Source organism: Pseudomonas crudilactis, assembly GCF_013433315.1.
Taxonomy (GTDB): Bacteria; Pseudomonadota; Gammaproteobacteria; order Pseudomonadales; family Pseudomonadaceae; genus Aquipseudomonas; species Aquipseudomonas crudilactis.
In genome coordinates, this window is sequence record NZ_WXVV01000005.1 from 103,050 (window position 1) to 128,054 (window position 25,005).

The 25,005-nt window shown below is 60.9% G+C and carries 25 protein-coding genes; 12 read left to right on the top strand and 13 right to left on the bottom strand.

Going from position 1 to position 25,005, the window contains the following annotated elements; all coding sequences use genetic code 11:
* Nucleotides 1–48 precede the first annotated feature (48 nt).
* Entirely contained in the window at nt 49–684 is a 636-nt protein-coding gene (locus GTU76_RS07340) for a pseudouridine synthase (RefSeq protein WP_158833643.1), read from the top strand.
* Here GTU76_RS07340 and GTU76_RS07345 read toward each other — a convergent pair.
* Together GTU76_RS07345 and GTU76_RS07350 are read right to left on the bottom strand one after the other, a co-directional pair.
* Nucleotides 679–888 (bottom strand): DUF2788 domain-containing protein, encoded by a 210-nt coding sequence (locus GTU76_RS07345; protein ID WP_007909655.1) that lies wholly within the window; start codon nt 886–888, stop codon nt 679–681. The two genes, GTU76_RS07340 and GTU76_RS07345, sit on opposite strands and share 6 nt — an antisense overlap.
* Nucleotides 889–1,169: 281 nt before the next feature.
* The gene (locus GTU76_RS07350) at nt 1,170–1,649 is read right to left on the bottom strand and encodes an Lrp/AsnC family transcriptional regulator (RefSeq protein ID WP_007909658.1); all 480 of its coding nucleotides are present in this window, start codon (nt 1,647–1,649) and stop codon (nt 1,170–1,172) included.
* 448 nt (nt 1,650–2,097) lie between these two features.
* On the opposite strand from GTU76_RS07350, the gene GTU76_RS07355 reads away from it, so the two are divergent.
* Entirely contained in the window at nt 2,098–3,171 is a 1,074-nt protein-coding gene (locus GTU76_RS07355) for a DUF6515 family protein (protein ID WP_016986144.1), read from the top strand.
* Here GTU76_RS07355 and GTU76_RS07360 read toward each other — a convergent pair.
* Both GTU76_RS07360 and GTU76_RS07365 read right to left on the bottom strand, forming a co-directional pair.
* A complete protein-coding gene (locus GTU76_RS07360) occupies nt 3,165–4,073 on the bottom strand; it encodes a cation diffusion facilitator family transporter (RefSeq protein WP_175553140.1) in 909 nt (302 codons plus the stop codon). The two genes, GTU76_RS07355 and GTU76_RS07360, sit on opposite strands and share 7 nt — an antisense overlap.
* Before the next feature lie 12 nt (nt 4,074–4,085).
* On the bottom strand, nt 4,086–4,505 hold the full coding sequence (locus GTU76_RS07365) for a hypothetical protein (RefSeq protein ID WP_007909665.1): 420 nt from the start codon (nt 4,503–4,505) through the stop codon (nt 4,086–4,088).
* Nucleotides 4,506–4,615: 110 nt separating this feature from the next.
* Between GTU76_RS07365 and hrpB the strand changes: the two genes are divergently transcribed.
* Nucleotides 4,616–7,135, top strand: coding sequence for an ATP-dependent helicase HrpB (hrpB, locus tag GTU76_RS07370; protein WP_180698340.1), 2,520 nt, complete (start codon nt 4,616–4,618; stop codon nt 7,133–7,135).
* Nucleotides 7,136–7,198: 63 nt separating this feature from the next.
* Here the strand turns inward: hrpB and GTU76_RS07375 are convergent, their stop codons facing one another.
* Both GTU76_RS07375 and GTU76_RS07380 read right to left on the bottom strand, forming a co-directional pair.
* Nucleotides 7,199–8,278 (bottom strand): endonuclease/exonuclease/phosphatase family protein, encoded by a 1,080-nt coding sequence (locus GTU76_RS07375; RefSeq protein WP_180698341.1) that lies wholly within the window; start codon nt 8,276–8,278, stop codon nt 7,199–7,201.
* Between the two features lie 75 nt (nt 8,279–8,353).
* Entirely contained in the window at nt 8,354–9,028 is a 675-nt protein-coding gene (locus GTU76_RS07380; RefSeq protein ID WP_016986149.1) for a YciC family protein, read from the bottom strand.
* 178 nt (nt 9,029–9,206) lie between these two features.
* Here GTU76_RS07380 and GTU76_RS07385 point away from each other — a divergent pair, with 178 nt between their 5' ends.
* The 3 genes from GTU76_RS07385 to GTU76_RS07395 all read left to right on the top strand — a co-directional run bounded on the left by GTU76_RS07385 (nt 9,207) and on the right by GTU76_RS07395 (nt 11,203).
* The gene (locus tag GTU76_RS07385; RefSeq protein WP_180698395.1) at nt 9,207–9,962 is read left to right on the top strand and encodes a DUF2076 domain-containing protein; all 756 of its coding nucleotides are present in this window, start codon (nt 9,207–9,209) and stop codon (nt 9,960–9,962) included.
* Nucleotides 9,963–10,100: 138 nt separating this feature from the next.
* On the top strand, nt 10,101–10,580 hold the full coding sequence (locus GTU76_RS07390; protein WP_016986151.1) for a LabA-like NYN domain-containing protein: 480 nt from the start codon (nt 10,101–10,103) through the stop codon (nt 10,578–10,580).
* Nucleotides 10,581–10,597: 17 nt separating this feature from the next.
* On the top strand, nt 10,598–11,203 hold the full coding sequence (locus GTU76_RS07395; protein WP_077574644.1) for a 3'-5' exonuclease: 606 nt from the start codon (nt 10,598–10,600) through the stop codon (nt 11,201–11,203).
* Nucleotides 11,204–11,337: 134 nt separating this feature from the next.
* Here GTU76_RS07395 and GTU76_RS07400 read toward each other — a convergent pair whose 3' ends face one another.
* Entirely contained in the window at nt 11,338–11,790 is a 453-nt protein-coding gene (locus tag GTU76_RS07400) for an Lrp/AsnC family transcriptional regulator (protein ID WP_095121640.1), read from the bottom strand.
* 161 nt (nt 11,791–11,951) lie between these two features.
* Between GTU76_RS07400 and yedA the strand changes: the two genes are divergently transcribed.
* The gene (gene yedA / locus GTU76_RS07405) at nt 11,952–12,887 is read left to right on the top strand and encodes a drug/metabolite exporter YedA (RefSeq protein WP_180698342.1); all 936 of its coding nucleotides are present in this window, start codon (nt 11,952–11,954) and stop codon (nt 12,885–12,887) included.
* Nucleotides 12,888–12,939: 52 nt separating this feature from the next.
* Entirely contained in the window at nt 12,940–14,277 is a 1,338-nt protein-coding gene (gene rhlE1 / locus GTU76_RS07410; protein ID WP_016986155.1) for an RNA helicase RhlE1, read from the top strand.
* Nucleotides 14,278–14,511: 234 nt separating this feature from the next.
* Here the strand turns inward: rhlE1 and GTU76_RS07415 are convergent, their stop codons facing one another.
* Both GTU76_RS07415 and GTU76_RS07420 read right to left on the bottom strand, forming a co-directional pair.
* Nucleotides 14,512–15,759, bottom strand: a complete 1,248-nt coding sequence (locus tag GTU76_RS07415; RefSeq protein ID WP_180698343.1) for a TIGR03862 family flavoprotein — start codon at nt 15,757–15,759, stop codon at nt 14,512–14,514.
* 279 nt (nt 15,760–16,038) lie between these two features.
* On the bottom strand, nt 16,039–16,959 hold the full coding sequence (locus GTU76_RS07420; protein WP_180698344.1) for a histone deacetylase family protein: 921 nt from the start codon (nt 16,957–16,959) through the stop codon (nt 16,039–16,041).
* 82 nt (nt 16,960–17,041) lie between these two features.
* Between GTU76_RS07420 and GTU76_RS07425 the strand changes: the two genes are divergently transcribed.
* The 3 genes from GTU76_RS07425 to GTU76_RS07435 all read left to right on the top strand — a co-directional run bounded on the left by GTU76_RS07425 (nt 17,042) and on the right by GTU76_RS07435 (nt 19,182).
* Nucleotides 17,042–17,611 carry a GNAT family N-acetyltransferase gene (locus GTU76_RS07425; protein ID WP_016986158.1) on the top strand — a complete coding sequence of 190 codons (570 nt, stop codon included), beginning with the start codon at nt 17,042–17,044 and terminating at the stop codon, nt 17,609–17,611.
* Between the two features lie 111 nt (nt 17,612–17,722).
* Complete coding sequence (gene tesB, locus GTU76_RS07430) at nt 17,723–18,592, top strand: acyl-CoA thioesterase II (RefSeq protein WP_003228466.1); 870 nt, start codon at nt 17,723–17,725, stop codon at nt 18,590–18,592.
* A complete protein-coding gene (locus GTU76_RS07435; protein ID WP_180698345.1) occupies nt 18,589–19,182 on the top strand; it encodes an HAD family hydrolase in 594 nt (197 codons plus the stop codon). The genes tesB and GTU76_RS07435 overlap by 4 nt, the downstream gene beginning before the upstream one ends.
* Before the next feature lie 115 nt (nt 19,183–19,297).
* Here GTU76_RS07435 and GTU76_RS07440 read toward each other — a convergent pair whose 3' ends face one another.
* The 4 genes from GTU76_RS07440 to GTU76_RS07455 all read right to left on the bottom strand — a co-directional run bounded on the left by GTU76_RS07440 (nt 19,298) and on the right by GTU76_RS07455 (nt 23,886).
* A complete protein-coding gene (locus GTU76_RS07440) occupies nt 19,298–20,248 on the bottom strand; it encodes an alpha/beta hydrolase (RefSeq protein WP_180698346.1) in 951 nt (316 codons plus the stop codon).
* Complete coding sequence (gene ypfJ / locus GTU76_RS07445) at nt 20,249–21,136, bottom strand: KPN_02809 family neutral zinc metallopeptidase (protein WP_016986160.1); 888 nt, start codon at nt 21,134–21,136, stop codon at nt 20,249–20,251.
* 193 nt (nt 21,137–21,329) lie between these two features.
* Complete coding sequence (locus tag GTU76_RS07450; protein ID WP_180698347.1) at nt 21,330–22,163, bottom strand: aldo/keto reductase; 834 nt, start codon at nt 22,161–22,163, stop codon at nt 21,330–21,332.
* On the bottom strand, nt 22,147–23,886 hold the full coding sequence (locus GTU76_RS07455) for an FAD-dependent oxidoreductase (protein ID WP_180698348.1): 1,740 nt from the start codon (nt 23,884–23,886) through the stop codon (nt 22,147–22,149). Before GTU76_RS07455 ends, GTU76_RS07450 begins: the two co-directional genes overlap by 17 nt.
* A 176-nt stretch (nt 23,887–24,062) precedes the next feature.
* Between GTU76_RS07455 and GTU76_RS07460 the strand changes: the two genes are divergently transcribed.
* Nucleotides 24,063–24,839 carry an IclR family transcriptional regulator gene (locus GTU76_RS07460; RefSeq protein ID WP_016986163.1) on the top strand — a complete coding sequence of 259 codons (777 nt, stop codon included), beginning with the start codon at nt 24,063–24,065 and terminating at the stop codon, nt 24,837–24,839.
* The last annotated feature ends 166 nt before the right edge of the window (nt 24,840–25,005 follow it).

The window sequence follows — 25,005 nt, forward strand, 5'->3', positions numbered from 1 at the left end:
CGGGGCACTAGCATTGTCAGCCCTGATCGCTAAATGTTTGCTCTCCCTATGTCTCGTCCCCCGCGTCCACCTTCCCGCCGCCCCGGCGTGAAGCCTCAGTCGTCTTCGCCGCGCCGTGTTGCCAAGGCACCTCCGGCCGAGCCGAAACTGATCCTGTTCAACAAACCGTTCGATGTGCTGACGCAATTCAGCGACGGCGAAGGGCGGGCGACGCTCAAGGATTTCATCGATGTGCCTGGCATCTACCCCGCCGGACGCCTTGATCGTGACAGCGAAGGGTTGTTGCTGCTGACCAATGACGGCCAGTTGCAGGCGCGCATCGCCGATCCGAAACACAAATTGGCGAAGACCTATTGGGTGCAGGTCGAAGGCGTGCCGACAGCCGAGCAGTTGCAGCGCTTGCGTGATGGCGTCGAGTTGAATGACGGCATGACCTTGCCTGCCGAAGCGCGGCAGTTGGACGAGCCTGAGTTGTGGCCGCGCAATCCGCCGGTACGCTTTCGCGCGACCATACCGACGTCGTGGCTGGAGTTGGTGATTCGCGAAGGGCGCAACCGGCAGGTACGGCGCATGACCGCGGCGGTCGGGCTGCCGACGTTGCGGCTGGTGCGGGTGAAGATTGGCGACTGGTCGATCGAAGGGCTTGATCAGGGCCAGTGGAAGGAAGTGCCGGCGCGCTTATAGAGCGCCGGATTCGATCAGGCCGATCACCACACTTTTGATGATGAACGCGGCCACGCCCAGGCCCAGTACGAAAAACAGAATGAACGAGCCGAAGCGCCCGGCCTTGGACTTCTTCGCCAGATCCCAGACGATGAAACCCATGAAAATGATCAGGATGCTGACCAGACCGGTCATCATCCACTCTTCTAATAGTGCTGGATCCATTGGGTTTCTCCGACGCGGCGCGGCTAAAAGGGCGCGGCGAGTATACGCCAAGGTGTGTGGGGTGGCATTGATCTGGGTCTGATCCGAGGCCTTTAGCCCTCACCCTAGCCCTCTCCCGGAGGGAGAGGGGACTGACCGGCGGATGCTCGCAAAATGCGCCGACCTGAACGTTCTGTTGTGAATCCATAATCGACTCAATCTTTCAAGTCGATGTATGACAGCAGACACCTCGGTCAGCCCCCTCTCCCTCCGGGAGAGGGCTGGGGTGAGGGTGCCCTTGATCAGCTACGCAAATGAGTCAGCGGCAATTCGGTGCTGTTGAGCACCTGATTCAGCACAAAACTCGAGCGCACGCTGGTCACCCCTTCAATCCGGGTCAAATGCCCCAGCAACAATTTCTGATAGTGATCCATATCCGGCACCACCACTTTCAACTGGTAATCCGCATCCACCCCCGTCACCAGACTGCACTCCAGCACCTGCGGCAACGTACGAATCGCCGCTTCGAAGTTCTCAAAACGCTCCGGCGTATGCCGGTCCATGCCGATCAGCACATACGCCGTCAGGCTCAACCCAAGCATCTTGCGATCGAGCAATGCGACCTGACGCGAGATATAACCGTCGTCTTCCAGTTGCTTGACCCGACGCGAGCAAGGGGACGGCGACAGACCGATGCGCTCGGCCAACTCCTGGTTGGAGATGCGGGCGTCGCGCTGCAATTCCGCCAAAATGCTCAGGTCGTAACGGTCGAGTTTGCTCATCAATCTGTCCTTGTTTGTAACTATTGCGGAGGATTATCTATCCAGGGTTAAAAATTGCGCAAGTGGTGTTTATTTCAGCAATCTTCGCAATCCTCTGTCGCGGCCTCAGGCCTATTCTTATCACCAGAATCACTGCTCGGTAACACAGTCCACGCGGCCCGCCCCATCCGGCCTGCCGCGGCCGCCACCCCCACCGGGGTTGTGCCGGCCCCCGAGCTGCACACTGTCCAGAAGACGGCGTGAGGTGAGCCGACGTCAAAAGCGTCGAGCCAGGACGAAGTTCTCTAGAAGGGAGGCCGACGGGTCTCCCTTTTTTCTTGCCTGCGATTTCATGTGGCGGCGCTCAATAAATAAGTTGCGCGACTGATAACCTGTTGCAGAACCGGATGTTCCCGACCCGGTCTTAGTTACAGGCCGCCCTTAATTACAGGCCTCAGTGAGGAAAAGCATGAAGTCGCGCATCTGGCGTCTGGCCGGTGTTGGTGTGTTGTGTGTGAGTGTCAGTGTGCAAGCGCTGGCCGATGACCCTGAAAGCCGCAGCCCGAATGGCAATGGTAACGGCGGACGCGGGCCGGAGCATCAGGGCAACAATCAGGGGCATGGCGGCAATAATCAGCAGCCACGTCCGCAGAACAATCAACCGCCGCAGAATCAACCGCGCCCGCAGAACAACGAGATCATTCGTGGCGACAACAGCCGCCAGTTCGAGCACAACGGCCAGCAGCACAATAACAATGGTCAATGGCAAAACCACGACCAGAACCGCCCGGCCTATAACCCCAACCCGGTGCGTCAACCACCACCGCCGCCGCAACTACCAGCCAACAGCCTGCCGATCCAGCCACGGCCCGACACCGTGCGCCAGACTCAGGAGCCGCGTCAGGGCTACTACCGCGACGAGCGTCCACAAAACGGTTACCACAACCAGCAATGGCAGACCGGTAACCGGCCCAACGATAATCGCTGGCCGGGCCGCCCCGACGGGCACGGCAATGGCTGGGGCCCGGGGCCGCAATATCGGCCGGGGCATGTGATCGATCGCTTCCCGGATCGCGATTACCGCGTGCCGTATCGTGGCCAGGATTACTTCTTCTCCGGCGGCTACTGGTATCGCCCGCAAGGCCCGCGCTACATCGTCGTGCAACCGCCGCGCGGGATCCGCATCCAGTATTTGCCGGATTACGCCCGTGAAGTGTGGATTGGTGGTTCGCTATTGTTTCTCGCCGCCGGTTCCTACTACGCCTATCAGGAAGCGACGCAGGATTACGTGGTCGTCGAGCCGCCGGTGCAGCAACAACCGCAGCCGCAATCACAAGGCTATGACGTCGAAGCGTATCCGGCCAACGGCCAGTCGCCGGAGCAGGTGCAGCAGGACGGCTACCAGTGCTATCAGTATGCGGTGCAGCAAAGCGGTTTCGACCCGCGCACCGCGACCTATCAGCCGGCGCCCGAAGTGGTTCAGGCGTACCGACAGGCTCAGGGCAACTGCCTGAGCAGTCGCGGTTATCAGGTCAGTTACTGAAGCCGGGTTTGTGCCCGTTCAGACTTGACCACTTCCTGCGGGTCGGCGTGCACCAGCACTTCGGCTCGCGGGTAGGCCTTGTGGATGGCATCGGCGGCTTGATCGCTGATGCCGTGCGCCACTGACAGCGTCAACTCTCCCGGCAATTCCAGGTGCAACTGCACGAACCAGTGGTTGCCGGAGATCCGCGTGCGCAGGTCATGCGCTCCCAACACCCCCGGCACACTGCAGGCCAGTTCGAGCATGTGCTGGCTGACGTCGGTTGGCAGTTCTTCATCCATCAACACCGAAAAACTTTCCCGGGCAATCTGGATCGCGCTCCACAGAATGTACCCGGCAATTCCCAGACCGAACCACGCATCCAGTTGTTCAAAACCAAACCCGGCGAGGATCAGCGCAATCAGGATGCTGCCGTTGAGCAACATGTCCGAGCGATAGTGCAGTGAATCCGCGCGTACCGCGTTGGAGCCGGTCTGCTTGATCACCCGATGCTGCAACACCAGCAACGCCGCCGTCAGCAGCAGCGAAAACACGATCACACCGATGCTCAGCCACGGCGCCCCGAGCGGTTGTGGATCATGAAGTCGTTCGTACGCCTGAAACGCGATCAACACAGCACTACCGCCAATGAACAGCGCCTGCGCCATGCCCGCCAGCGATTCCGCCTTGCCGTGACCATAACGGTGATCGTCATCGGCCGGGCGCAACGCGTAATGCACCGCCAGCAGATTGAGCAGCGAAGTGACGCCATCCAGCGCCGAGTCGGTGAGGCCGGCGAGCATGCTCACCGAACCGCTCAGCCACCAGGCGATGGCTTTGGCGATGATCAGTGTGCACGCGACCGCCACTGAGGCGCGGGTCGCCAGCCGCAGCAGGCGAGCGTGTTCGGGGCTGGATGTCATTGAACGTCCTTTTCAGGCGGCGGGTTGCAGGCCGAACATCGCCAGTTGTTGAGTGCTGCCCTTGTGTTGAATCAGGCGCGGATCATCCAGTGGGAAATCTCGGCCCAACTCGCTTTCGAGAATAGCCTGCAGCTTGTGATTATCGACCTGACCGTCCGGGCCGATGGCTTGCTTGAGTTTGGCCGGATCGATCTGTGCGGTGTGGCCCGGTTCGAAATAGATCGCGCCGGTGGCGAAGTCGACGGCAAACGCGATCAGCCCGGGAATGACGTAGAACAGCAAGCCCACGGCGTCGAGCACGGCAATCGCCGGGTCGATCTTGCCGTCGATCTGACCGCGCCGGTCCGGGTAGAAAATCGAACCGCACGCCGTGATTTGCGTGAGCAGGGTGGCGACCAGTACACCGCCGATCAGGCGAAAAGGTAAGCGCATGGGAAAATCTCCTGAGTCATCTGATAACGAAGCTTCGTCTTGTGAAGTTAAGACCCTGACGAACGCCAAGCAGTTCGCCGTTATACTCGGGCCTCTGTTTTGGAGCCAGCATGATTTCTTTGCCAATCGATGAAGTTTTACCCGCCCTGCGTGAAGCCTTGGCGACGCGCCACGAAGCTGTGCTCGAAGCACCGCCCGGCGCTGGTAAAACCACCCGCGTGCCGTTGGCCTTGCTCAATGAAACATGGCTGGCCGGGCAGACCATTCTGATGCTTGAACCGCGCCGCTTGGCCGCGCGCGCAGCCGCAGAGCGGCTTGCCAGCGAGTTGGGCGAGAAGGTCGGTGAAACCGTCGGCTATCGCATCCGACTCGACAGCAAGGTTGGCCCCAATACGCGCATCGAAGTGGTCACCGAAGGCATTCTCACCCGCCGCTTGCAGGATGATCCTGCGCTGGAAGGCGTCGGCTTGTTGATCTTCGACGAATTCCACGAACGCAGCCTCGACGCCGATCTGGCGCTGGCATTAAGTCTGAACGGTCGCGAGCTGTTTCGAGCTGAACAGCCGCTGAAGATTTTGCTGATGTCGGCCACGCTCGAAGGCGAGCGTCTGGCCGGGTTGCTCGACGATGCACCGATCCTGCGCAGCGAAGGTCGCATGTATCCGGTGACGATGCGCTGGGGCCGGCCGTTTCAGCCCGGCGAATATATCGACCAACGTGTCACGCAAACCGTGCTCGAAGCGCTGCACGATGAAACCGGCAGCCTGTTGGTGTTTCTGCCGGGGCAGGCGGAAATCCGTCGTGTGCATCAACAGTTGGCAGACGCCATTGGTGAGCGCAGCGACGTGTTGCTGTGCCCGTTGCACGGTGAACTCGACCTCAATGCGCAACGCGCGGCGATTGATCCGGCCCCGCCCGGTCAGCGCAAAGTGGTGTTGGCGACCAACATCGCCGAAACCAGTCTGACCATCAACGGCGTGCGCGTGGTGATCGATGCCGGGCTGGCGCGGGTGCCGCGTTTCGATCCGGGCAGCGGCATGACACGGCTCGACACTCAGCGGATTTCCAAGGCCAGCGCCACTCAGCGTGCGGGCCGGGCCGGGCGACTCGAGCCGGGCGTTTGTTATCGCTTGTGGTCGCAGGATCAGCACGAGCAATTGGCGGCGTATGGCAGTGCGGAAATTCTCTCGGCGGATCTCGCCAGCCTCGCGCTGCAACTGGGACGTTGGGGCGTGACGCTGGGGGAACTGGTTTGGCTCGATGTTCCGCCAGCGGCAGCTTATGCACAGGCGCAGGATTTGCTGCAACGGCTTGGCGCGCTGGAAGGTGAGGCGCTGACCTCTCACGGTCAGGCCATGGCTGAATTGCCGGCACATCCGCGTATCGGTCATTTACTGCTGCGTGGTCAGGCGTTGGGGCTGGCGAACATGGCGTGCGATGTCGCCGCGTTGCTCGGCGAGCGCGATATCTTGCGCGGCGCCGGGGCGGATTTGCACAGTCGCCTGGTGCTGCTGTCCGGCGAAGAACGCGCCGCCCGTGGTGCGCAGGGCGGGGTGCAGCGCGCCAAGCAACTGGCGCGGCAATATCGCGGTTATCTGCGCGGCAAGGCCAGCGAGCCGGTCAGCGATCCCGATCATCCGCGCTGGCTCGGTGCCTTGCTGGCGCTGGCCTATCCGGATCGCGTCGCGCAACAGCGGCGTGCCGGTGGCGCCGAATATCGTCTGGCCAACGGTCGCGCGGCGCTGTTCGCCGAAGCCGACAGCCTGATGAAAGAGCCGTGGATCGTCATCGCCGATCTCGGTAGCCGTCAGGGCCAGCGCGAAGAGCGGATTTATCTGGCGGCGGATTTCGATCCGGCGCTGTTCGATTCAGTGCTCGCCGAACAGGTGCGCAACGTCGATCAACTGGACTGGGACGAGCGCGAAGGCGTGCTGCGCGCCGAGCGTCAGCGCAAGGTCGGCGAGCTGATTCTCAGCCGTGAGCCGTTGACCGGTCTCGACGAAAATGCGCGCAGTCAGGCGTTGATCAATCTGGTGCGGCGCAAGGGTCTGGAACTGCTGCCGTGGACGCCCGAGCTGCGTCAGTGGCAGGCGCGGGTGGCGTTGTTGCGCCAGTTGGAGTTGAACCATCAGGACGACAGTCAATGGCCGGACGTCAGCGACGCGACGTTGCTGAACACCCTCGAAGACTGGCTGATGCCTTATCTGGGCAAGGTTTCGCGGCTCAGTCATTTTGCCAATCTCGATCTGTCGAGCATCGTGCGTAATCTGCTGCCGTGGCCATTGCCGCAAAAGCTCGATGAGCTGGCGCCGCATCATTTGAGCGTGCCGTCGGGGTCGTCGATTCGTTTGGACTACAGCGAGTTTCCGCCGATTCTGGCGGTGCGTTTGCAGGAGCTGTTCGGGCTGGCCGATACGCCGCGCATTGCCGGTGGGCGGCAGGTGGTCAAGTTGCATCTGCTGTCGCCAGCGCGGCGGCCGGTGCAGGTGACGCAGGATCTGGCCAACTTCTGGCGCAGCACCTATGCCGAAGTGAAGAAGGATTTGAAGGGGCGCTATCCGAAGCATTATTGGCCGGATGATCCGTTGGTGGCCGAGGCGACCGCACGGGCCAAACCGCGCGGCACCTGAAGATCAAGAGATCGCAGCCTTCGGCAGCTCCCACAGTGATCGCTGGTGTGCCGAAGTTGTGATCTAAGGCGCGGCGGGGAGCAGGAAGCGCGCAATCACCGGCAGGTGATCGGAGATGCGCAACGTATCGTCCTGCCGCACCATCGCTTCAACCCGTTTGATTTTCGGGCTGTAGAACAGATAGTCGACCGTGCGATCCGGGCCATTCAGACCGGGGTCGTTGGGGTAGTGGGTCAGCCACTGCGCACGGTCGATACCGCTGGCCTCGTTGTTGGTCGGGATCATCGGGTACTTGTCCCACAGCAGATGCAGTTCGCTGTCGGCTGAGTAGGGCATGCGTTGTTCGGCAGACAAGCGGCGATACTGACCAAGCGGTAACAGATTGAAGTCGCCACCGATCAACCACGGCAGGCCCTGACTTTCGTACTTGTCGAGCACTTTGGCCACGGCGCTCACTTGCGCCTGCAACGTTTCGTCGGGTTGCCTGGCACGCTCCAGATGGGTATTGAAAACGGTCAGTTGCCCGCCATCGCTCAGGGGCAGTTTGGTCGCGAGCAGGGCATCTTTTGGCTGGAACTGGCGGCTGATGAAGTTGGCTGAGGCGACCGGCAATTGCAGGCGCTCGGCGTGTTCGATGCGGTAGCGGCTCAGGGTCGCCAGTTGTCGCCCGACACTGCCGAAAACATGAACGTCGGGGACAAATTCGGCTTTCCAGTCAAACGCGCTGGCGCTGCACGGATACAGGTCGGCAACGCGTTCCTGCAATAACTTCAGTTGGTCCTGGTAGTCGCTGGCCTTGGCGCCATCATCGAGTTCCTGCAACAACACCACATCGGGCTGCTCGTCGCGGATCACCCGCGCCACTTCATCGAGGCTGAAGGCCATGTCTTCCAGGGTCGGTGCTTCATCGTTGCCCTGGGCCAGATCATTCCAGAACACGTAGCGTTTGCCGGCCAGGTACTGCACGTTCCAGGTCATGACTTTCAACGCCTGGCCTGGCACCAGTGTCGGCGGCGTTCCGGTACAACTGACCGGCAGGGTTTCGCGGGCGTCGGGGCGCCAGGTCAGGCTGAACATCAGCCCGCCGATCAGGGCGATGGCGAGCACGACAAGCAACAGGGTGTAGCGCAGTAGACGGGTCATGGCTCGGCTTATAGCGTTACAGAAAGTGGCCCCGAGCATACCTGACGGCCGTCTCGAAGCCCAAACGCAGTCCTGTCAGATCGCTCTGTCACGTTTGTCAGGCAATTCGCTGATCAGCATGAACAGGCGGAACAACACCACGCTGGTGAACAGTTGCAGGAAGCTGTGAGCACTATCGATCAGTATCGCGATAACCGGATTCTGCGGCTCTGGGTACACCGCCAGCGTCGCACCTTTGAGCAACCACAGCGGCGTCATCACGCAGAGAATGCACAGCAGGATCCGCCAGAAATGCCCACGGGTCAGGCGCAGGCTTTCTTTCATGGCCTGCAGTGGCCCCATGCCGCGCAGCACCAGCAGGTATTCGCCGAATGCGAGCATCACCATCAACATCAGGCCCGGCAGGAAATACAGCGACAGGCCCAACAGAATCAACAAGGTATTCAGTGCCGTGAGTAACGCGAAGCGTGGCCACAGAGTGGCAGCCATCGCCAGCAGATCACGGTTGCGCGGCGCCTCGCCACGGCTGCGTGCATCAAGAAAGAGGATCAGCGCGGCGGTGTACAGCGGATACACCAGCAGACCGACGACGATACTGATCGCCGAGATGTTTTCCGGCCCGCTGGCGCGATCGACCACCTGTTGCAGGAACGCTTCGAAAATCACCAGGGGCAGGCACAACTGCACGATGCTGCCCAAATGGCGTTTGAAAAAATACAGAGAGTCGCGCAGCACTTCGAGGGCATTCATCAGTCGGTATCGCAGGTCGAAAACAGTGGCTCACTTTAACCGATGATGGCTGGCGCGACACAAACGTAAACATTCGGTAAAGGTCATTGAAACGTTTTGTCACCGTCTCCATTACAGGAGAGCACCTCGGCCAACGTGGACGAGGGCAATGTTATCCCCGGCAATCTACGAGGTCGCCATGAACAGCGAAGAGCAAACCCTGATCGATGGACTGTTTTCCCGGCTGCAACAGGCCGAAACGGAGGCAGCCCCGCGCGACGCCCAGGCCGAGGCGCGGATCAAGGAACACCTGACCCGCCAGCCTGCGGCAGGTTATTTCATGACCCAGGCGATTCTGGTGCAAGAGGCAGCGCTCAAGAGCCTCGACGAGCAGAACAAACAACTGACCCAGCAAGTCCAGCAGTTGCAGGCCGAGTTGCAAGCGGCCAAGGCGCAGAGTGCCGCCCCGGCGCCGAGCGGCGGCGGTGGTTTCCTGTCGAGCATTTTTGGTGGCAGCCCGCGTACGGCGCCGACCCAGAGCGCCCCAGCCACGACTGGCGGCTGGCGCGAACCGGCACCGCAACAGAATTACGCGGCCCCCGCGCCACAACAGAACTTCGGCGCGCCACCGCCTAACTATGCGCAACAAGCCGCTCCGGCAGCCGGCAGCAGCTTCCTCGGCGGCGCCTTGAAAACCGCCGCCGGTGTCGCCGGTGGCGTGATGCTGGCGCAAGGCATCAGCAGCCTGTTTCATCACAACCAGCAGCCGGAAGAAATCGTTGAAGTGATCAAGGAAGAGCCGGCGCAGGTCGCCGACCAGAGCAACAACGGTTGGGGCGATGACCAGCGTGTGGCCGATAACGGCTTCTCTGGCAACGACCAGGGCGGGGTCACCGACGCCGATTACAGCGACGACAACTCATCGTTCTTCGATGACGACGATTCCTTCGTCTGACTCACCATTCGTCCGGAGCCCCTGAGGGCTTCGGGCCGATTATTCGCGGAACCCTCCTGATGGCTGGCATACTGAGCGCCTTTTTCAGGCCCTGCGCCTGATCCCGCTTCGTGCGCTTGCGCGCCCACAGGAACTCCGGTGAAAAAAATCGCAGTGTTCGCCGACGTGCAGAACCTCTACTACACCGTGCGTCAGGCCTATGGTTGTCACTTCAACTACGCCGCCTTGTGGGCCGACATCAGCAAGGACGGGCAGATCGTCGAGGCCTACGCCTACGCGATCGACCGTGGCGACAGCAAGCAGCAGCAGTTCCAGCAGATCCTGCGCAATCTGGGCTTCACCGTGAAGCTCAAACCCTACATCCAGCGCAGCGACGGCTCGGCCAAGGGCGACTGGGACGTGGGCATCACCCTCGACATCATGGACGCCGCCGACCATGTCGACGAAGTCGTTCTGGCCTCCGGTGACGGCGATTTCGACATGCTGCTCGAACGCATCATCAGCAAACACGGCGTGCAGGCAGTCGCCTATGGCGTGCCCGGCCTGACGGCCAACTCGCTGATCCGCGCCGCCAGCCGTTACGTGCCGATCGAAGGCGCGTTGTTACTCAAGAATTGAACGGAGTTGAACCCGGTTTGGAACGCATTGCAGTCATCGACTTTGAAACCACCGGCCTGTCGCCGAACAGCAACTGCCGCGCCACGGAAATCGCCGTGGTCATGCTGGAAAACGGCCGCATCGTCGAGCGTTACCAGAGCCTGATGAACGCCGGCGTCCGCGTCCCCGCGTTCATCGAGCAACTGACCGGCATCAGCAACGCCATGCTGCGCACCGCGCCGTCGGCCGAGCAGGTGATGAACGAAGTCAACGAGTTTGTCGGCTGCACGCCGTTGGTGGCGCACAACGCCTCGTTCGACCAGAAGTTCTGGGACTTTGAGCTGGGGCGGATCAAACGCACGCGGTTGCAGAACTTTGCCTGCTCACTGCTGCTGGCGCGGAGGCTGATGCCGGCGGCGCCGAATCACAAGCTGGGTACGCTGACCACGTTCGCGCGTTTGCCGCACACGGGCCAGGCTCACCGGGCCATGGCCGATGCCGAGATGGCCGCGAATCTGATGGCGCATTTGGCTGATGAGTTGCGGCACAAGCACGGCGTCAGCGAGCTATCGCATGACCTGCTGTGCAAGTTGCAGAAAGTCCCGGCCGCGAAAGTCAGCGAACACTTGCAGCGCTATCGCTGATCCCCAATCCAGCACGCAACCCCCTGTAGGAGTGAGCCTGCTCGCGACAGCGGTGTGTCAGTCAATATTTGTTTCGACTGATACTCCGCTTCGCGAGCAGGCTCACTCCTACATTGGATTTGTGGTGATCCGGGCTATTTGCCGTTGCCTTCGATCTGGCCGAGCGGCACACGCTTTTCGATTGCGCTCGACAACACAATCGAGGTCTTGCTGAAACCAAACTTCGCCACCCGATTGATCAACTCCTCCAGCTCCGTCATTGATCCCACCGCGGCCTTCATCATCACGCACGGATCGCCCGTCACTCGAAAGCATTCGGTCAGTTGCGGGATTTTCACCAGTTCGTCGTAGACCTTCTGACTGCCGTTCTGGTGCAGACGCAACTCGATCATGCACTGGATCGGCAGGCCGATTTTCGACAGGTCGATTTTCGCCTCATACCCGGTAATTACCCCGGATGCCTCTAGCTTGGCCACGCGCTCGGCGACGGCGGGGGCGGAGAGGTTCACCTTGCGCGCCAGATCGGCGTAGGACGCACGACCGTTTTCGAGAAGAGCGCTGAGCAGCATGCGGTCGTATTTGTCCAAGATCGACTCCTGAAATGTCGGACTTTCGAAATCTCGGCTTAAACCGCCGATCTCCGTGATTTCCAAAGTGTACCGGCGCTATAAACAGGTTTTGTAACTTATTTTTGCCCGCAAGCCTTTCTAGAATAACTAATCCCAAGAGCCTGATATTTGAGCTGCCCATGCCTGCCTTGCGCCGTTTTTCCTTGCCGCTGATCGCCGCGTTTTTTGCGTTGTACGTGATTTGGGGATCGACCTATCTGGTGATCCGCATCGGCGTTGAGTACTGGCCGCCGCTGATGCTCGGTGGTGTGCGCTTCGTGATCGCCGGCAGCCTGATGTACGCCTTCCTGCGCTGGCGCGGGGCTCCGGCGCCGACCTGGGCGCAGTGGAAAGCGGCGGGGATCATCGGGATTTTGCTGCTCAGTTTTGGTAATGGCGCGGTGAGTGTGGCCGAGCACACGGGTGTGGCCTCTGGCGTGGCGGCCTTGGCGGTGGCGACGGTGCCGCTGTTCACGTTGCTCTTCGGTTATTTCTGGGGCGCGCGTAATACTCGTCTCGAGTGGGCCGGGGTGGCGTTGGGGATTATCGGCATCGCCATGCTCAACATGGGCTCCAACCTGCAATCCAGCCCTATGGGCGCGGCGCTGCTGATTTTTGCGGCGGCGACCTGGGCGTTCGGTTCGGTGTGGAGCAGACATTTGCCGTTGCCGCAGGGCGCGATGGCCAGCGCGGTGGAGATGCTGGTCGGCGGTGTGGTGCTGCTGATCGGCAGCGCTGTCAGTGGCGAGCGTCTGCAAGCAATGCCGCCAGTTGAAGGCTGGCTGGCGCTGGCGTACCTGATCTTTTTCGGCTCGATCATCGCCTTCAATTCCTATATGTACCTGCTCAAGCACGTGCGTCCGGCGGCGGCGACCAGTTATGCCTACGTCAACCCGGCGGTCGCGGTGTTGCTGGGGATTGTGTTCGTTGGCGAGACCATCGGCATCGAAGAAGCGCTGGCGATGCTGGTGATCATCAGCGCCGTGGTGTTGATTGGCTTGCCGCAGTGGCGTCGGCCGGCACAGCCGCCAGTCGTGGCGCCGACAGCCGTTCCCACAGAAACGCGTACGAATTAGGGTAAACTGCGCGGCATTGCATGCCCGCGTCATTTTTTCCTACGGTACTTCCATGACTTTCGCCACCCTTGGCCTGATCGAACCCTTGCTGCGCTCCCTCGAGACGCTCGGCTACCAGACCCCGACGCCGGTTCAGGCGCAAGCCATTCCGGCCGTGCTGGCCGGTCGTGACCTGATGGCAGCGGCCCAGACCGGTACCGGCAAAACTGCCGGTTTCGCCTTGCCGCTGCTGCAGTTGCTGGCCATGGAAGGGCCGAAAGTCGCTGCCAACTCGGCGCGTGCGCTGATTCTGGTGCCGACCCGTGAGCTGGCCGAGCAGGTTCATGAGTCTGTGCGCCAGTACGCCGAAAACCTGCCGCTGCGCACTTATGCGGTTTACGGCGGTGTCAGCATCAATCCGCAGATGATGAAGCTGCGCGGCGGCGTCGATGTGCTGGTCGCCACGCCCGGTCGCTTGATCGACCTGTTCCGCCAGAACGCGCTGAAACTCGATCAGTTGCAGACTCTGGTGCTGGATGAAGCCGATCGTATGCTCGACCTGGGCTTCTCCGAAGAACTGGCGAACATTTACCGCATGCTGCCGAAAAAGCGCCAGACCCTGCTGTTTTCCGCAACCTTCTCCGATGACATCCGCCTGCTCGCCGGGCAGATGCTCAACGATCCGCTGACCGTCGAAGTCAGCCCGCGCAACGTCGCCGCCAATACGGTCAAGCAGTGGATCGTCACGGTAGACAAAAAGCGCAAGGCCGAACTGTTCGTGCACCTGATGCGCAAGAACAAGTGGAAGCAGGTGCTGGTGTTCGCCAAGACCCGCAACGGTGTTGATGCGCTGGTGGAAAAACTTCAGGGCCTGGGTGTGAATGCCGACGGTATCCACGGCGACAAGCCGCAGGCGACCCGTCAGCGCGCGTTGGATCGTTTCAAGCTCAGTGAAGTGCAGATTCTGGTGGCGACTGACGTTGCGGCGCGGGGTCTGGATATCGAAGACCTGCCGTTGGTGATCAACTTCGATCTGCCGATCGTGGCTGAGGATTACATTCACCGCATCGGGCGTACCGGCCGTGCGGGTGCAACCGGTGAGGCGATCTCGCTGGTCTGTGCGGATGAAGTGAACATGTTGTCGGCGATTGAAATGCTGACGCGGCAGACCTTGAAGCGTCAGAACGAGCCGGACTTTGAACCTGAGCATCGTGTGCCGGACACCGATGCCAGTGGTCAGGTGATCAAGAAGCCGAAGAAACCGAAGAAGCCGAAAGCTTCGGGTGGTGGCGGCAAGCGCAATCTGGGCAAGTGGGTCGACAGTGGCGAGACGCAGGCGCCGGAGCCTTCGATCAAGCCTGTGCGTAAAGTGCCGGTGTTCAACACTGGGCCGCGTAAGCGCAAGCCTTAAGTCAAAAGCCCCTCACCCTAACCCTCTCCCGGAGGGAGAGGGGACTGATTGGGGGATGTTTGCGAAGTACGCCGACCTGATTCTTCTGTTGTGAATCCATAAGCGACAGGGCCTTCGCCAGACACTTCGGTTGGCTGGCCGAATCCATAATCGACTCGGTGTTTCAGGTCGATGTATGGCGTCAGACACCTCGGTCGGCCCCCTCTCCCTCTGGGAGAGGGCTGGGGTGAGGGTTCAGGCAGACGCCTCGGACTTGAGCCACTGCACAATACCCAACCCCGCCGCCCGCCCGCTGGCAAAGCACCCCGTCAGCAAATACCCGCCCGTTGGTGCTTCCCAATCAAGCATCTCCCCCGCGCAGAACACCCCCGGCAACGCCTTGAGCATCAAGCGCTCATCCAGCGCCTCGAACGTCACGCCCCCGGCACTGCTGATCGCCTCGTCCAATGGCCGCGTTTTCACCAACGTCAGCGGTAATGCCTTGATCGCCCGTGCCAATAACGCCGGATCAGCGAAGGTCGCCGCATCAGTGAGTTCACGCAACAACGCCGCTTTAACCCCATCAATCCCGACCTGACTGTGCAGATGCTTGGCCATCGACCGCGAACCGCGTGGCTTGCTCAACGCCGCCTGCAATTTATCCACAGGGCGGCCGGGCAGCAGATCGATGTGAATAACCGCCGCGCCATGCTGATTGATCGCCTCACGAATCGGCGCCGACAGCGCATAAATCAGACTGCCCTCAATCCCGGTCGCGGTGATCACGCATTCGCCCAAGCGCGGAATATCGTCATTCAAACCAATGGCGATATTTTTCAGCGGCGCGCCGGCGAATTTGCTGACCATCAATTCGCTCCAGGCCTGCACCTCGAAGCCGCAATTACTCGGCTGTAACGGCGCAAGTCCTACACCTTTTTGCTCCAGGGGCAGCATCCACGCGCCATCCGAACCGAGGCGCGCCCAACTGCCGCCGCCGAGGGCGAGCAGGGTGGCGTCGGGTTTGACGGTGATTTCACCTTCGGGGCTGTCGATGCGCAGCGCACCGTGTTCATCCCAACCGAGCCAGCGGTGGCGGGTGTGGATAACTACGCCGCTGTCACGCAGGCGCTTGAGCCAGGCGCGCAACAGTGGCGCAGCTTTCATGTCCGTAGGAAAAACCCGGCCGGAGCTACCGACAAAGGTTTCGATCCCGAGATCGTGAATCCATTTACACAACGCTTCAGCATCGAAACCACGCAGCAGCAGGGCGATTTGCGGCGCGCGTTCGGCGTAGCGCGAGAGGAACGCCGGGTAGGCTTCGGAGTGGGTGATGTTCATGCCGCCGACACCGGCCAGCAGGAATTTACGCCCCACCGAGGGCATGCCGTCGTAGAGATCGACGCGGATTCCGGCCTGGCTCAGCACTTCGGCAGCCATCAGGCCGGCGGGGCCACCGCCAATGAGGGCGACGTGAGCGGGGGAGGAGGCGGAAGTCTGGGTCATGGCGTGCGCTGCGGTATGGCGGGATAAGGCGCGCATTCTAACAGCGCAGATCTTTTGTAGGAGTGAGCCTGCTCGCGATTGCGGTGTGTCAGCCAGGTTAATGTTGAAGGTGCTGACGCTATCGCGAGCAGGCTCACTCCTACAGGATTTGTGTTGGCTCAGAATGTTGGTTGAAAAATGATCAGTGCGCTGTAGGCCATAAGCTGTATGGCCTGCAGTCCCTTTCACTCAGGTTATCCACAGGCCGTTCCACAGCGATTGTGGGTAACGCAGCACAGCTCAATGACAACCGTGTGACTGCCAGACCCGCTGTGCGCTGTGATGGAGGATGCCGTGGCGGCGGGCGAGGGCGTGGCGATCCTTGCTGTAGCCGCCGCCGATCACGCCCATCACCGGAATATCGCGGCCCAGACAATGGCGCATCACGCTTTCATCACGAGCAGCGACGCCTGCGTCCGTCAGTTGCAGATAACCGAGGGCGTCGTCCTTGTGCACATCCACTCCGGCGTCGTACAGCACCAGATCCGGTTGATACAGCGGCAGCAGGTAATTGAGTGTGTCGTCGACCACTTTCAAATAATCAGCATCGCCCATGCCTTTGGGCAGCGGAATGTCCCAGTCACTTTCCGCTTTTCGTGCAGGAAAATTCTTCTCGCAGTGCAGGGAAACGGTAACCGCCTCTGGCGTGTCATGCAGGATCCGCGCGGTGCCGTCGCCCTGATGCACATCGCAATCGAAGATCAGCACGCGATTCACCCGGCCGCTTTGCAGCAGGTATTGGCTGATGATCGCCAGGTCATTGAAGATGCAGAACCCTGCCGGATAGTCGTAGTGTGCGTGGTGAGTGCCGCCGGCCAAGTGGCAGGCGAGGCCATGCTCGAGGGCTTTTTCCGCCGCCAGAATCGAACCACCGACCGCGCGCACCGTGCGCCGCGCCAAGGCTTCGTTCCACGGCAGGCCAAGACGCCGCTGGTCTTCGCGGGACAACTCGCCGCTCATGTAGCGTTCGATATACGCACGGTCATGGGCGAGGGCGAGGATGTCGTTGGGGCAGATCTCGGGTCGTAACAAATCGGCATCGCGGGTCAGACCGCTGTCGACGAGGTGATCGCGCAGCAGGCGAAACTTGTCCATCGGGAAGCGGTGATCCGCCGGAAACTCGGGGCTGTAGTCTTCGTGGTAGATCAGCGGCAATGGCATGGCGGTTTCATGTAGGAACGTAGGAAAGAGTGAAGGATCCTACCAGCGATGTAGACTTGCGGCATGGAAACGGAGAGGCACGATGGAGCCGATACTGGAACTCGAAAGCGCGCGCTTGCTGATGCGTCAGTGGCAGGACGAGGATTTGCCGGCATTTGCCGCGATGTGCGCCGATCCTCAGGTGATGCGCTATTTCCCGGCAGCGTTGAGCCGCCTCGAAAGCGCTTCGCTGATCGGCCGGATTCGCGGGCATTTTGCCGAGCACGGTTTTGGCCTCTGGGCGCTGGAGCGCAAGGACAGCGGTGAATTCATCGGTTTCACCGGGCTCGGCGTGGTCGGTTTCGATGCACCGTTCACGCCAGCGGTGGAAATTGGCTGGCGTCTGGCCAAGGAGCATTGGGGCCTCGGTTACGCCAGTGAAGCGGCGTGGACTGCTCTGCGCTGCGGCTTTGATCGGTTGGCGCTAAAGGAAATCGTCTCCTTCACCGCGCAATCCAATCTGCCCTCGGAGAAAGTCATGCAGGCGATTGGCATGCATCACGCCCCGGAAGATGATTTCGATCACCCGAAGCTGGCCGTCGATCATCCGCTGCGCCGGCATGTGCTGTACCGCATCACCCGGGAACAATGGCTGCAAACCTTGCATGGATAAGCCGACACGGACGTTTACAATGGCCGCCATATCATTGGCCCGCGCCAGAATCTGAATCGGCCGCCGCAGCCAAGACTGCGCGGTATATAGCTTTGTGTGAGGAGAGTCTGAATGAGCCAAGTGTTGGAAGATCTGGTCGACCTGCTGACCCTGGAACCGATCGAAGAAAACCTGTTCCGTGGCCGTAGCCAGGACTTGGGTTTCCGTCAGTTGTTCGGTGGTCAGGTGCTCGGTCAGTCGCTGTCGGCGGCCAGTCAGACGGTTGAAGAGGCGCGCCATGTGCACTCGATGCACGGCTATTTCCTGCGCCCGGGCGATGCCAAGTTGCCGGTGGTCTATTCGGTTGATCGCGTGCGCGATGGCGGCAGTTTCAGCACCCGCCGCGTCACGGCGATCCAGAAGGGCCACCCGATTTTCACCTGCAGCGCTTCGTTTCAGTACGACGAAGCAGGCTTCGAGCACCAGAGCCAGATGCCGGTCGTGGTCGGCCCGGAAAATCTGCCGTCGGAGCTGGAGTTGACCCAGCAACGCGCGCACCTGATCCCGGAGCACATGCGCGAAAAACTGCTGTGCCCGAAACCGATCGAAGTGCGCCCGGTCACCGAAAAAGACCCGTACAACCCGCAGCCGGCCGATCCGGTCAAATACGTGTGGTTCCGCGCCGACGGCGCATTGGCCGACATCCCGGCGCTGCACAAATACCTGCTGGCCTACGCCTCGGACTTCGGCCTGCTGACCACCTCGATGCTGCCCCACGGCAAATCGGTGTGGCAGAAAGACATGCAGGTCGCCAGCCTCGATCACGCGCTGTGGTTCCACAACGATCTGCGCGCCGATGACTGGTTGCTCTACGCGATGGACAGCCCGTGGGCCGGCAATTCCCGTGGATTTTCCCGTGGCAGCGTGTACAACCGCGCCGGGCAACTGGTCGCGTCGGTGACCCAGGAAGGCTTGATCCGTCATCGCAAGGATTGGGCATGAGCCTGAAAGAGGTCAAGCACTGGGTGTTCGACATGGACGGCACGCTGACCGTCGCCGTGCATGATTTTGCGGCGATTCGCGTGGCGCTGGCGATTCCGCCGGAGGACGACATCCTCACGCATCTCGCCGCGCTGCCTTCAGATGAGGCAGCAGCGAAACATGCCTGGCTGCTGGAACACGAAAGGGATCTGGCGCTGGGTTCGACCCCGGCCACCGGCGCGGTGGAACTGGTGCGTGATCTGCATGCGCGCGGTTATCGCCTCGGCATTCTGACCCGCAATGCGCGGGAACTGGCGCATGTAACGCTGGAGGCGATTGGTTTGGCTGACTGCTTTGCGGTGGAAGATGTGCTGGGCCGCGACGAAGCGCCGCCGAAGCCGCATCCGGGTGGCTTGCTGAAACTGGCAGAGGCTTGGGAAGTGCCGGCCAGCGCGATGGTGATGGTCGGTGATTACCGCTTTGATCTGGATTGCGGACGAGCGGCGGGGGCGCGCACGGTGTTGGTGAATCTGCCGGATAACCCGTGGCCGGAGCTGACCGATTGGCATGCGAAGGATTGTGTCGAGTTGCGGCGGATGCTTCTGGCCTGAGATCTTTGGTGCCTGAGCTGGCCTCTTCGCGAGCAGGCTCACTCCTACAATTGGAATACATTCCCCTGTAGGAGTGAGCCTGCTCGCGATGGCGTCAGATCAATCAGCACAAAACTTATTCGAACAACACCTTCTGCCCCTCCGGCGAGGTCAGCATTCCATCGCCGTTGTGCCCAACCCCGGGCACTTCAACCAGCCGCTGATTCACCCCTTCCGGATGCCGGCGCAGCAAATAACCGAAGTACAACTTCCCACGCTCCAGGCGATACTCACCCTGCGCTTCGGCTTCACAACCCTTGTCCAGCGCCGGATGCTTGGGGTCGATGTCCTGCTGCCCGAGCAGATAAATCACCTCGCGTTTGATGTAACTGCTCTCAAGCTGCAACGGCGTTTGCCCACCGGCATAGACCGGCATGTCTGACAGACCGTACTTCCAGCGATTGAAGCCCGCGCACTTGGCGTGATCGAACGCCACCGGCCTTTGTTCATTGAAATAGGCATAAGAAGACGGATTGGCCACGACATAGCGCAAGCGAATGCCGTTGGCCTTAAGCGCCGGTTGATCCTTGGCCAGCAGGGCATAACGCTGCACTACCTGGCCGCCACCGGAATGACCGAAGATCACGATCTGCTTCACGTCCGGGAACTGTTTACGATCGCTGATCCGCCCGACGATCTCATCGAGCGCGGCGTAGGAGCTCAATGGATTTGGCCCTGTGGATAAACCACCGCCCATCCACTCGTTGCCTTGCCAGCGCAGGACGGTTGCGGGCAACGAATAAAGGGCTACATCGCTTTCATTGAGAAACTGCGGGGCGATCACCAAGGTGTGCGCGCTTTGTCCCGCCAGTTCGGCCGCACTCTCGGCGCTTTTGCGATAGGTCTCGGCGTTGCGCAACCGGCCATGAATGACGATCAGCACGCGCTCGATTTTCTCCGGCGCAGGACCAATGCCTACCGCCATTTCCCCGGCCTTGAGTTGCAAACGACCGGGGCTGATCGCATCGACACCGGCGGCTTGCGCGGTGCTGCCAACAATCAGTAAAGCCAAAAGCCATTTATGCATTTACAGGTTTTTCGCCGCGAAGGTGTCGCACTGGCCGACCTGGCCCTGCGCGAATCCGGTTTTGAACCAGCGCACCCTTTGCGCCGACGTACCGTGGGTAAACGAGTCCGGCACCACACGGCCCTGACCTTGTTGTTGCAAGCGATCATCACCGATGGCGTTGGCCGCATTCAAGGCTTCTTCGATGTCGCCCGGTTCCAGCCAGTTCAAGCGCTTCTGTGCGCTGTAGGCCCAGACGCCGGCGAGGCAGTCGGCCTGCAATTCCTGACGCACCAGCAAACCGCCGTCGCCTTCCATTTGCCGACCTTGCTGGCGGGCTGTCTGAATTTTCGCCGAGACGCCAAGAAGCGTCTGCACATGGTGTCCGACTTCATGCGCGATCACGTAGGCCTGAGCGAAGTCGCCGGCGGCTTTGAAGCGTTGCGACATTTCCTGGAAGAACGCCATGTCCAGATAGACTTTCTGATCAGCCGGGCAGTAGAACGGGCCAGTGGCCGAGGTCGCCAGACCGCAGGCGGAATTCACTCGATTGCTGAACAGAACCAGGGTCGGATCTTTATATTGCCGGCCGGCCTGCTGGAAAATCGCGCCCCAGGTGTCCTCGGTATCGCCGAGGATCGAACGAACGAATTCGGCCTGTTCATCGTTGGCCGGCGGCGCTTGTCGGGTTTGCGAAGTGGGCGCCGATTGTTGACCGACTTGCCCGGTCAACTGCCCGAGGATCTGCAGTGGATCTTGCCCGGTGATCCAGCCGATGCCGACGATCAGCAGGATAGCCCCCAGGCTCAGGCCTTTGCCGCCACCGAAGCGCATGCCGCCGCCACCGCCGGCATCATCACCACGGGCATCGACGACGTTGTCACTGCGTCGGCCTTTTTTCCATAGCATGTGGGAATCCTCTGTGTGTATCGGGTGGTGATGAGTGTTGCTGTTGTGTGAGTGTGGCGCCAGTCCGGTCGTCCGTCTATTGGCACACACGCAAACAGGCCCGGCCTCGTGCTGACGAGGTCGGGCCTGTTATTGACGGTCTGGCGCGCGGCAAATTCAATCCCGCGCAGGATTTCTATCGCTGGATCATCAATCAGCGATCAAACGCATCCCACTGCGGTGCGAAATCCGGGCTGACCTGGCGTTGATTTTTCGGCAGTGCGGCAATCAATGCGCGGTCTTCATCGTCGAGTTCAACCTGCAGCGAGGCCAGGTTGGCCAGTTGATTGGTCTGACTGCTGGCCTTGGGAATGGCCGCGACGTTGGGTTGATCGAGCAACCATTTCAACGCGACCTGGGTTGGCAACACGCCGTGCTTTTGGGCGATCTGTTGAATCTGCGGAATGTCCGAGACCTTGTTGCGCGCCCGCGGGGTGTAGGCCGTCAGTGCCATGTCGTGTTGACGGGCGTAGTCGAGCAGGGCGTTTTGGCCGAGGAGGACGTGGTATTCGACCTGAATCGCTGACAGTCCGATACCGTATTCCTCGACGACTTTGCGCAGCAATGGCAGAGGAAAATTCGCCACGCCGATGTTGCGCGCCATGCCTTGCTCCTTGAACGAGGCCAACGTGTCGAGTGTGCGTGGCAGATCCCAGTCGGTGCTTGGCCAGTGGATCATGAACAGGTCGACGTAGTCGCTGCGCAAGGCCGTAAGGCTGCGGTCCATGGAGTGGCGCATCGCGTCGGGTTGCAGCTGATCCCACCAGACCTTGGTGGTGACGTGAATCTGCTCGCGCGGTGTCGGCGTGTTCGCCAGCGCTTGTCCGACGGCGTCTTCGTTGTTGTAGGCCGCTGCCGTGTCGATGTGTCGATAACCCAGTTCCAGTGCTTGCTCCACGGCGCGAGTGCATTCGTCGCCGAGCATCGGCCAGGTGCCGAGGCCGAGTTTCGGCATGTTCAAACCTTGGGCATTAACGATGTGCTGCATGGTCGATCTCCTGTTCGAAAGCAGTCATGCCGGCAATGTGCCGGGCGGCGATGTAACCGAAAGTCAGCGCCGGGCCGAGGTTGATCCCGCCCGCCGGATAGTGGCCGCCCATGATGCTGGCCATATCGCCCCCCGCTGCGTAGAGGCCGGCGATGGGCTGTTCGTTGGCATCCAGCACTTGCGCGTGTGGGTTGACCTTGAGGCCGGCAAACGTACCGAAGCAGCCCGGCTGGACTTTTACGGCGTAGAACGGGCCGGTTTCGATTGGGGCAACGCAGGGGTTGGGAAGGTTCGCCGGATCACCCTGTTTGCGGTTGTAGGGTGTTGCGCCGCGACCGAACAACGGGTCTTCGCCGTGACGGGCATGGCGGTTGTAGTTATCCACAGTCTGGCGCAAGCCGCTCGGGTCGATGCCGCAGGCGAGGGCCAATTCTTCAACGGTGTTACCGGTTTTCAGATAGCCGCTGCGGATAAATTCTGATACTGGCAGCGGAAATGGCCGCGATATGCCCAGTCCATAACGCCGTTGAAAGGCGTGCGTGCAGATCAGCCAGGAGGCGACTTCTTCACCTTCCGGCGCAGCAGCGACCATGGCGCTGACGTAGTCGTAATAACCGTTGGCTTCGTTGACGAAGCGCTGGCCGTTGCGCAGCACGCCGATGATCCCGGGTTTGCCGCGCTCAATGATGTGTGGGAAGTGCCCGGTGCTGCCGTCGGAATGTGGCACTTGCGATACCGGCGCCCACGCCACGGGCGAAGCCACATCGGTATTGACCCGTGCACCGACGCTTTCGCCCAGGCGCAAACCATCGCCGTTGACGGCCAGCGGCGGCAGCGCCCAATGCTCGTGGCCGGTGGGTGTGCGCGGGAACAGGGCTTTGCGCCGTTCGATGTCATTGGCAAAGCCACCGGCGGCGAGCACCACGGCTTTGCGTGCGTGAATGCGGATCGGGCCTTTGCCTGTGTTGACCACAGCACCCGAGACGCGCGAGCCATCACGCAGCAGTTCCGTCACCGGCGCCGACCCCCAGAGCAGAACGCCAAGGTCTTCGGCGGACTTCGCCAGCCTTGCCACCAATGCCACGCCGTTGACCAGTTGCATCGCCCGGCCATGCACGGCGAGATCAAGCAGATGCCGAGTAAAGCGCCAGGTCACATGCCATGCCGCTTTCAGCGACCGCGTCAGATTGAGGAACGCCGACAGATCCGCCCCGGCCATGATCGGCATGCCCATGAAGGACGTTTCGCGCATGGTCGTACGAAGGCGCTTGAGTAAGCGTCCGACCTCGCGTCCATCGTAAGGCGCCGCGATGACCGAGCGGCCACCAGTGCCAGCGCCCGGCGTGTCGCCATGAATGTCGGCAATGGCGTTGCCGTCGGCAAATTGCAGAGCGGTGTGCTGCTCGAAAAAAGCGACCATGCGCGGCCCGGCTTGAAGAAAGGCGTCGATCATCGCCGGGTCGAAGTGCTCGCCCAGTTCATGGCGCAAATAGGTGCGCGGTTGTTCGATGTCTTCAACGATGCCGGCGCGACGGGCCAGCGGATTGCACGGCACCCAAGCCCAACCACCGGACCATGCGGTGGCGCCGCCGAACACCGCATCCTTTTCAACGACGATGATTTTCAAGCCATGCCACGCGGCGGTGACGGCGGCCGACAATCCGGCAGCGCCGGATCCGACGACCAGTACGTCACAGTCGATTTCCGGGAGTTCGGCAGACATCAAACAACGCTCCAGCGATTAATTTTTTTGGAATCTGATTCCAGAAAATAACCAGTGCTGGAACGGCTCGACAAGCCTTGATCCAACAAAGCGGGCGGTTATCGAACAGCCGGTTCCGGATTTCGCTTTGCCGCCGATGTCTTCTAGAATCGGCGAAATTTCCTTTGGATCTCCCCATGGCCGGCAGTCAAATCGAACGGGTTTTCAGCGTGCTGGAAAGCCTCACCAGTGATCCGCGCGGGCTGCCGATGCAGACCCTGGCCGAGCAACTGGATATCCCCAAAAGCGCGACGCACCGCTTGCTTGCCGAGCTGATTCGCCTGGGCTACGTGCGCCAGAACGCGGAAACCTTGCGTTATCACCTGTCGACCAAACTCGTCGCGATGGGCTTCCAGTATTTGTCGAGCAGCGGTGCCGACATCGTCCAGCCGGTGCTCGATCGACTGGCTCAGGAAACCGGCGAACTGGTACGTTTGGGCGTGATCGATGGCGAACGGCAGACTTGGATCGCCAAAGCACAAGGCGCGCGCACCGGTCTGCGTTATGACCCGGACATGGGCCGCGATGCGCCGCTGTTCTACACCGCGTCAGGGCATGCGTGGCTGGCTTGCATGAGTGACGCCGAGGCGTTGTCACTGGTCGAGCGGCAGGCTGCGGAAGTGCCGGTGGGCGTGGGGCCAAACGCGCCGCGCTCGAATATCGAATTACTGGAACGGCTGCGCCTGGCTCGCGAACAGGGATACGCCTGTGTCGAGGAGAGTTCGGCGGTCGGCACTTCGGCGATTGCGGCGGTGGTGAAGCATCCAACGGATGGTCGCGTGATCGGTGTGCTCAGTATTGCCGGGCCGAGTGCGCGGATGCCGGGGGCGCGGTTGCATGAACTGGCGCCGCTGTTGCTGACCTTCACCGAAGAATTATCAGCAGCAAGCCTGGCCTCAGAACTGTTTATCTAATCCGAATTCACATAGGCCTCTGTGGGAGCGAGCTTGCTCGCGAATGCGTTCTGTCATTCAGCATTCAGGTCAGCTGAAAATCCGCTTTCGCGAGCAAGCTCGCTCCCACATTTGATTTTGGGTTGTTCATGGAAATTGTGCGGTGTTCGCACGGTTTCAGGATGGA